General features: G+C 70.2%; 5 protein-coding genes and 1 pseudogene. 1 reads left to right on the top strand and 5 read right to left on the bottom strand.

Annotation, left to right across the window (positions count from 1 at the left end; genetic code table 11):
• A pseudogene (locus K6I33_RS08090) lies at positions 1 to 442 on the bottom strand (murein biosynthesis integral membrane protein MurJ); the annotation flags it as partial.
• A gap of 45 nt (positions 443 to 487) precedes the next feature.
• Positions 488 to 2,827 (bottom strand): DUF6049 family protein, encoded by a 2,340-nt coding sequence (locus K6I33_RS08085; RefSeq protein WP_229349296.1) that lies wholly within the window; start codon positions 2,825 to 2,827, stop codon positions 488 to 490.
• A 209-nt stretch (positions 2,828 to 3,036) separates the two neighbouring features.
• On the opposite strand from K6I33_RS08085, the gene K6I33_RS08080 reads away from it, so the two are divergent.
• Positions 3,037 to 4,512: a CCA tRNA nucleotidyltransferase gene (locus tag K6I33_RS08080; protein ID WP_229349294.1), complete on the top strand. Its 1,476-nt coding sequence runs from the start codon at positions 3,037 to 3,039 to the stop codon at positions 4,510 to 4,512.
• 117 nt (positions 4,513 to 4,629) lie between these two features.
• Here the strand turns inward: K6I33_RS08080 and K6I33_RS08075 are convergent, their stop codons facing one another.
• The 3 genes from K6I33_RS08075 to K6I33_RS08065 form a co-directional block, all read right to left on the bottom strand.
• On the bottom strand, positions 4,630 to 5,148 hold the full coding sequence (locus tag K6I33_RS08075) for a hypothetical protein (RefSeq protein ID WP_229349292.1): 519 nt from the start codon (positions 5,146 to 5,148) through the stop codon (positions 4,630 to 4,632).
• 112 nt (positions 5,149 to 5,260) lie between these two features.
• Positions 5,261 to 6,529, bottom strand: coding sequence for an MFS transporter (locus tag K6I33_RS08070; protein ID WP_229349290.1), 1,269 nt, complete (start codon positions 6,527 to 6,529; stop codon positions 5,261 to 5,263).
• A gap of 99 nt (positions 6,530 to 6,628) precedes the next feature.
• Positions 6,629 to 7,711: an inositol-3-phosphate synthase gene (locus K6I33_RS08065; protein WP_229349289.1), complete on the bottom strand. Its 1,083-nt coding sequence runs from the start codon at positions 7,709 to 7,711 to the stop codon at positions 6,629 to 6,631.
• Between the last annotated feature and the right edge of the window lie 3 nt (positions 7,712 to 7,714).

The raw sequence follows: 7,714 nt of genomic DNA, 5'->3' as shown, positions 1-7,714 counted from the left end.
CGGGGGAGCCGTACTGGCCGGGGGCCGGGATCGGCCGGCCGTCCGGGCGCGGAGGCTCGTACGGCTGCTGCTGGTCACGGTAGAGGTGGGCGAAGGCGTCCCGCTGCGGCTGCTCGTCGAAGCCGCCCACGCCGATGACCTGGGTGGCGTCCTGCTCCTCGTAAGGGCGGGCCGGCGCCGGGGGCTGCTGGGCCTGGGCCGGGGCCCACGCCCGGGTGTCGGGGCCGTGCGGCGGCACCGGGGGCTGCTGGTAGCCGCCGGGCTGCGGCGCGGCGTACGGGTCCGACGCATAGGCGTCCCGGAGATACGGGTCCCGGGCGTACGGGCCCTGATGCGACTGGTCCGCGGCGGCAGGGGCCGGGGCAGGCGGGGGCGGCGGGTACTGTCCCCGCTGCTCGCCCCCGGTGCCCTGACCGCGGTCACCGTCGTACGGCGCGCTCATCGCTACCCCACCTCATCGTCCGCGGCCTGCCGGCCCCATAAAACGTCAACGTTCCACTTTCTCACCTGAGCCGGACGGGTCACCGCTCCGCGCTCCGGTTTCCGCCGCCGGATCACCCGGCTGCTCCGGCTTGTCGTCTCCGGGCCCACCACCGTCGCCCGGGTCGTCGCCGTCCGTCCCGTCGGGCCCGCCACCCGCGGCCTTACGGGCGGCGGCCCGCTTGCGCTGGAGGTAGATACGCAGTCCCGCGAGGACCAGGAGAAGGACCCCACCGGCGATGACGAGCAGAACCATAGGGGTGATGGAGGTGACATGCACAGTGAAGAAGATCGGCTCGCCGTACGGCTGGCCGTCCTCGGCGTAGAGCCGGGCCGTCACCTTCACCGGACCGTTGGCGTTGGCCCGGGTCTCGAACTTCACGGACTGCTGGCGCCCGCCCCCGATCTCCACCGGCTGAGGCGCGTCGATCTTGAGGCGGTTGGGCTGGCTGGAGGTGAGGACGAGCTTGAGCCCCCGCACCCCCTGGAGCAGGCCGTTCTGCACGGTCACCGGGATGGTCGCGCTGCGCCCGGAGAGGGTCGCGTCCGACTTCGCGATCAGGTGGACCTGCCGGGCGAGCTGGTCCAGATACGACTGCACCGCGTCCCGGAACGCCTCCCCGCCCTTGGGGTCGCCCCGCCACGAGGTGGACATCTCCCGCATGATCGCGCTGCCGAACGGGGTGACCACGCGGTCCTGGGAGGTCAGGATGACCTTGAAGCTGTCCAGGCTGCTCTGGGTCCGCTGGATCGCCTCGAACGCCTCGGTGGACAGCTCCTGCGAGCGCAGCGAGTCCGGGTACGAGCCCGTGCCGGGGATGTGCTGGTTGGCCGCCGGATCGGGCTGGGCCCTGGCCGCGTCCCCGAGGTCGGCCGACTGGGTCCAGCGGCCGTCCGTCAGGCCCTTGAGCGCCGTCGCCATCGCCTGCGCCTGGCTCGTCGTGGGCATGCGCTGCGGCGCGACCACGATGCTGCGCTCGTTCTCGGGAGCCTGCTTGTTCACCATGAGGCTCTGGGCGAGGAAGCGCTGGACGGCCAGCGAGGAGTCATTGGCCTTGATCATCTCGCCGTCGAAGACGGTGGAGAGCCGGGCGTCCGCCACGATCGCCGTGTTGCCGCCGCCGATCTGCCGGGCCGCGGTGGGCGCGTACGAGGAGCCGCCGGGCTCCCGGACGCTGTCGCTGCGGGCGATCACATTGTGGGCGCCGGCCGAGGTGGCCACGTCCACGATGGAGGAGTCCACGGCGCCGTCGACGGGCCAGGCGAAGTCCGTGCGCGGCTTCACGCCGAGGATCGTTTCCACGGTCGTCGAGGCGAGCTCCGTGGCCGACTGGAGGTGGCTGAGCGCCCCGGGGACGTCCTTGCCCCGGTGGGCGAGCGAGGCCAGGTCGGGGTCGCCGAACGGCAGCGCCACCACCTGGTGGTCCGCGACGGCCTCCTGGAGCTGGTTGAGCCACTGCTTGGCCACCGCCTGGCCCCGGCCGGGCGCGGGGTTCTGGTCGTCCGGCCCGCCGATCCGGTAGCTCTTCGTCATCGCCTCGACCGTGGCGAGCAGATCCGGGTCGATCACCCAGGTGACCGGCAGGTTCTTGCCCAGCGCCACGAGCTGCTGGAGCCGGCCTCCCGGCGCCAGCTCGGCGGCCAGGGCGTCATTGGGGAAGACCGGGGTCTGCTGCTGGTCGGAGACCGTACGGGCGGTGAGGTGGGTCGCGGAGATCAGCGGCCACAGGAAGGTCAGCCGGGTCTTCTTGCCGTCGGTCGTCGAGGGCTGCCAGGGCAGCAGCGTGCGCTGGATGCCCAGGACCTGCTCGGACTGCCCGCCGGACTGTCCGGAGAGGGTGACGCCGAGCTGGTAGACGCCGTCCTTGCCGAGCTCCAGGTCCTTCACCGGAACGGTCAGGGTGAAGTCACGGCCGACACCCGGAGGCAGGTTGTCGATCTTCTGGGCGTGATTGCCGCCCACCTCCGAGCCGTCGGAGCCCGAGAAGGGCGCCCGGCCGCCGATGTCGTCGATGTCGCTGCGCGTGGTGATCTGCGGGCCGACCCGGAGCGCCACATGGGCACCGGTGATCGTCGACTTCGTGTTGTTGGTGACCCGGCCCGAGACGGTGAGCGTGTCGTCCTGCTTGGGGGCGACGGGCGTCACAGTGTCGAGAGAGACGTCGACGGACCGGGAGCTCGCCGAGCTCGCCGATTCGGCCCGTGCCGCCGGGGCCTGCGGCAGCTGCCCCAGCCCCACGACCAGCAGCACTCCGGCCAGCAGCAGGGCGGTGCGCCGGAACCACCGGCAGGCAGGAGCGGGCGATGTCCCCTCGAAGGCCCCTTGGACCTCTGCCGCCTCGGCCACGCGCTCGCCCGTCCCTCGTCATCGTCGGTGGTCGTCGGATGGTGCGTCCACGAATGGTAACGATGCCCGCTGTGACGAAGTGCTGCGGACCGCACTACAAGATCGCCACGGGGCCCGTTGTCCAGACTGCGCCTGCTTTGTGAGAGGTGTCATAGTGCGTCCGACAACCGGGAGGCTTCGGCGCGCCCGGACACGTACCCTCTTCTGTTGTGCCGAACGCCAACAATGACAGCCACACCCCGCCGTCGACGACCGAGCTCAGCCAGGCGCAGCGCCGTGCCGTGAGCGAGCTCCTGCGGGTCTCCCCCGTAGCCGACGATCTCGCCCGCCGCTTCAAGGAGGCCGGCTTCACGCTCGCCCTGGTCGGTGGGTCGGTGAGGGACGCGTTGCTCGGCCGTCTCGGCAACGACCTGGACTTCACCACCGACGCCCGTCCCCAGGACGTGCTGAAGATCGTCCGGCCGTGGGCGGACGCGGTCTGGGAGGTCGGCATCGCCTTCGGCACCGTGGGCTGCCGTAAGTCGGACTTCGACATCGAGGTCACCACATACCGGTCGGAAGCGTATGACCGGACCTCCCGGAAGCCCGAGGTCTCCTACGGCGACTCCATCGAGGAGGACCTGGTCCGCCGCGACTTCACCGTCAACGCCATGGCCGTGGCGCTGCCGGAGAAGGAGTTCATCGACCCGCACAACGGCCTGGAGGACCTGGCCGCACGGGTCCTGCGCACCCCCGGGACCCCCGAGGAGTCCTTCTCCGACGACCCGCTGCGCATGATGCGGGCCGCCCGCTTCGCCGCCCAGCTGGACTTCGAGGTCGCGCCCGAGGTGGTGGCGGCCATGACCGGGATGGCGGACCGCCTGGAGATCGTCTCGGCCGAGCGGGTCCGGGACGAGCTGAACAAGCTGATCCTTTCCAGCCACCCCCGCAAGGGCCTCACCCTGCTTGTGGAGACTGGGCTCGCTGCCCTCACCCTCCCCGAGCTCCCGGCGCTGCGCCTGGAGCGCGACGAGCACCACCGCCACAAGGACGTCTACGAGCACACGCTCATCGTCCTGGAGCAGGCCATGGCCCTGGAGGCCCCCCGTGATCAGCCCGGGGGCGGCCCCGACCTGATCCTGCGCCTGGCGGCGCTGCTCCATGACATCGGCAAGCCGAAGACGCGTCGCTTCGAGAAGGACGGCCGGGTCTCCTTCCACCACCACGAGATGGTGGGCGCGAAGCTGACCAAGGCCCGGATGACCAAGCTCAAGTACTCCAACGACCTGGTCAAGGACGTCTCGAAGCTGGTCGAGCTCCACCTGCGCTTCCACGGCTATGGCACCGGGGAGTGGACCGACTCGGCCGTCCGCCGCTATGTCCGTGACGCCGGGCCGCTGCTGGACCGGCTCCACAAGCTGACGCGGTCCGACTGCACCACCCGCAACAAGCGGAAGGCCAACGCCCTCTCGCGGGCCTACGACGGGCTCGAGGAGCGCATCGCCCGGCTCCAGGAGCAGGAGGAGCTGGACTCCATCCGGCCGGACCTCGACGGCAACGAGATCATGGAGATCCTGGGCATCGGCCCCGGCCCGCAGATCGGCAAGGCCTACAAGCACATGCTGGAGCTGCGTCTGGAGCACGGCCCCATGGAGCGGGAGGCCGCCGTGGCCGCGCTCAAGGAGTGGTGGGCCGAGCAGAGCTGATGCCGCGCGCGGTGATGTTTCACGTGAAACATCACCTGGGTGCGAACAAATGAAGATGGCCAGGGGCGGTGTTTCACGTGAAACACCGCCCCTGGCCATATCCGGGCCGAACGCCCGCTACTTCTTGTTGTCGCCCAGGCAGAGCGTGAACTTGCTGGAGCGCTCCTCCCAGGTGAGCGCGGCCGTGGTGCCCTCGACGTTGTTGCAGGCGAGGGTGTACAGCGTGGAGCCGTCGACCTTCTTGAGCACCTTGTGGCTCGCCTTGCTGTCGGTGCAGTCGACCTTCTTGATGTCCGGCTTGGAGTTCGTGCCCTTGTTCTGGAGGCAGTCGCCGACTCCCAGCACGGTGGTGTCGTCGTCCGTGATCATGTGCTTGGCGATGTAGAGGCCCGTGCTGACCAGGACGCAGAGGACGATGGTCCCGATCTTCTTGCCGATCTTCTTGCCCCTGGAGGGGGCCGGCGGCGGAGTCGGCGCGCCGCCCCAGCCGCCCGGCTGCTGGCCGTAGGGCGGCGGAGCGGGCTGGCCGGGCTGCTGGCCGTACGGACCCGGCTGACCGTAGGGGCCGGGCTGCTGGCCGTAGGGGGCACCGCCCTGCGGGCCGTACGGGTTCTGGTGGGGCGGCGGAGTGGTCACGGAGACCCCTTCACGGGACGGTGGTTTTCGGTCGGCGGACGCCGCCCGTAAGTTATCCCGTGTTCATGACATTTCCGCAGCTCAGTGGGGTGCTGTGGCCTTGATGTAATAGTCAGCGGCGAAGAAATCCAGCCATAGCGGAAGCAATCGCCGCGTAGATCAGAGCCACGCCGATCACCAGCGCGGGCGACCGCCCGTCCGGTGGCAGCATCAGCGCGGCCACCGCCGCCGCGCCCACGAAGGCGACGTTGAAGAGGACGTCGTAGAGGGAGAACACCCTCCCCCGGAAGGCGTCGTCGATGGACGCCTGGACCACCGTGTCCGTGACGATCTTGGCGCTCTGGGTGGCGAGCCCCAGGACGAAGGCGGCGATCAGCATGGGGACGGGCTCGAAGGGCAGGCCCAGCGCGGGTACCAGGACCGCTGCGGCCGCGGCGCAGGTCAGCAGCCAGCCCAGCCGCCCCAGCCGGCCGACTGCCCAAGGGGTGAGGGCGGCCGCGGCGAAGAAACCGGCCCCCGAGGCGACCACGGCGTAGCCGAGCAGGACCAGACCGCCGGGGCCGCCGCCCGACCAGGCGTACCGGCAGAGCATCAGCAGCATCACCGTCAGCGCGCCGTAGCAGAAGCGCATCAGCGCCATCGCGGCCAGGGCGCGGGCGGCGACGCGCCGTTCGTTCAGGTGGCGCAACCCGTCGAGCAGGCCCCGGGCGGTGACGGTCAGCGCCGCGCCCAGCCGGGTCCGGGGTGCCGAGGCGTCCGGTCCCAGCAGTCCGATGGGCATGCGCAGTGAGCAGAGCGCGGCGCAGAGGTAGAGGACGGCGCCGAGGAGCACGACCCATGTGTCGTCGGCGGTGCCCTCCGGAGGGGCGAGGCGGACGGCGAAGGCAAGGCCGCCGCCCGCGGTCGCCGCGAGCGTACCGGCGGTCGGGGAGACGGCGTTGGCCATGACCAGGCGCTCGGGGGAGTCGACGACGCGCGGCAGGGCGGCCGAGAGCCCGGCGAGGACGAAGCGGTTGACGGCGGTGACCGAGAGCGCGGAGGCGTAGAAGAGCCGGTCGGGCACCTCGCCGACGATGAACAGGGCGGTCACTGTGGCCAGCGCGGCCCGGAGCAGATTGCCGTGGAGCAGGACCTGGCGGCGGCGCCAGCGGTCGAGCAGGACGCCGGCGAAGGGGCCCAGCAGCGAATAGGGCAGGAGGAGCACGGCCATGGCCGAGGCGATGGCGGCGGGGGAGGTCTGCTTCTCGGGGGAGAAGACGACGTACGCGGCGAGCGCGACCTGATAGACGCCGTCGGCCGCCTGGGAGAGCAGCCGTACTGCCAGCAGCCGGCGGAAATCGCCCAGCTGGAGCAGGATGCGAAGATCACGCACAACGGGCATGGTCCACAGCCTCACACAACGCACAGGTCCCCGGGCGGATTACCCGGGGACCTGCGGTCGAGCGGAGCGGGCCCCTTGTGCGGTGCCCGGTCGGCGCCTTTAGCGCTCGACCTCGCCCTTGATGAACTTCTCGACGTTCTCGCGGGCCTCGTCGTCGAAGTACTGCACGGGCGGCGACTTCATGAAGTACGAGGAGGCAGAGAGGATCGGGCCGCCGATGCCCCGGTCCTTGGCGATCTTCGCGGCGCGCAGGGCGTCGATGATGACACCGGCGGAGTTCGGGGAGTCCCAGACCTCGAGCTTGTACTCCAGGTTCAGCGGGACGTCACCGAAAGCACGGCCCTCGAGGCGGACGTAGGCCCACTTGCGGTCGTCCAGCCAGGCCACGTAGTCCGAGGGACCGATGTGGACGTTCTTCTCGCCCAGGTCGCGGTCGGGGATCTGCGAGGTGACGGCCTGCGTCTTGGAGATCTTCTTGGACTCCAGGCGCTCGCGCTCGAGCATGTTCTTGAAGTCCATGTTGCCGCCGACGTTCAGCTGCATCGTGCGGTCGAGGACGACGCCGCGGTCCTCGAACAGCTTCGCCATCACACGGTGGGTGATGGTGGCGCCGACCTGGGACTTGATGTCGTCACCGACGATCGGGACGCCCGCCTCGGTGAACTTGTCCGCCCACTCCTTGGTACCGGCGATGAAGACCGGGAGGGCGTTGACGAAGCCGACCTTGGCGTCGATGGCGCACTGGGCGTAGAACTTGGCGGCGTCCTCGGAACCGACCGGGAGGTAGCAGACCAGGACGTCGACCTGCTTGTCCTTGAGGATCTGGACGACGTCGACGGGGGCCTCGGCGGACTCCTCGATGGTCTGGCGGTAGTACTTGCCCAGGCCGTCGAGGGTGTGGCCACGCTGGACGGTGACGCCGGTCGGCGGCACGTCGCAGATCTTGATGGTGTTGTTCTCGCTGGCGCCGATGGCGTCGGCGAGGTCCAGCCCGACCTTCTTCGCGTCGACGTCGAAAGCGGCCACGAACTCGACATCACGCACGTGGTAGTCGCCGAACTGCACGTGCATCAGACCCGGCACGCGGCCGTTCGGGTCGGCGTCCTTGTAGTACTCGACGCCCTGCACCAGCGAGGCGGCGCAGTTGCCCACACCGACGATCGCTACGCGAACCGAACCCATTCC

This window comes from Streptomyces sp. UNOB3_S3 (assembly GCF_020740895.1).
Lineage (GTDB): Bacteria > Actinomycetota > Actinomycetes > Streptomycetales > Streptomycetaceae > Streptomyces.
Note: the sequence above shows the minus strand (reverse complement) of the source record. Positions and strands in the feature narration are given on the sequence as shown.

Excerpts from the sequence above, each read along its gene's own strand:
- K6I33_RS08065 (WP_229349289.1), bottom strand. The coding sequence starts at position 7,711 with ATGGGTTCGGTTCGCGTAGCGATCGTCGGTGTGGGCAACTGCGCCGCC.
- K6I33_RS08070 (WP_229349290.1), bottom strand. The coding sequence starts at position 6,529 with ATGCCCGTTGTGCGTGATCTTCGCATCCTGCTCCAGCTGGGCGATTTC.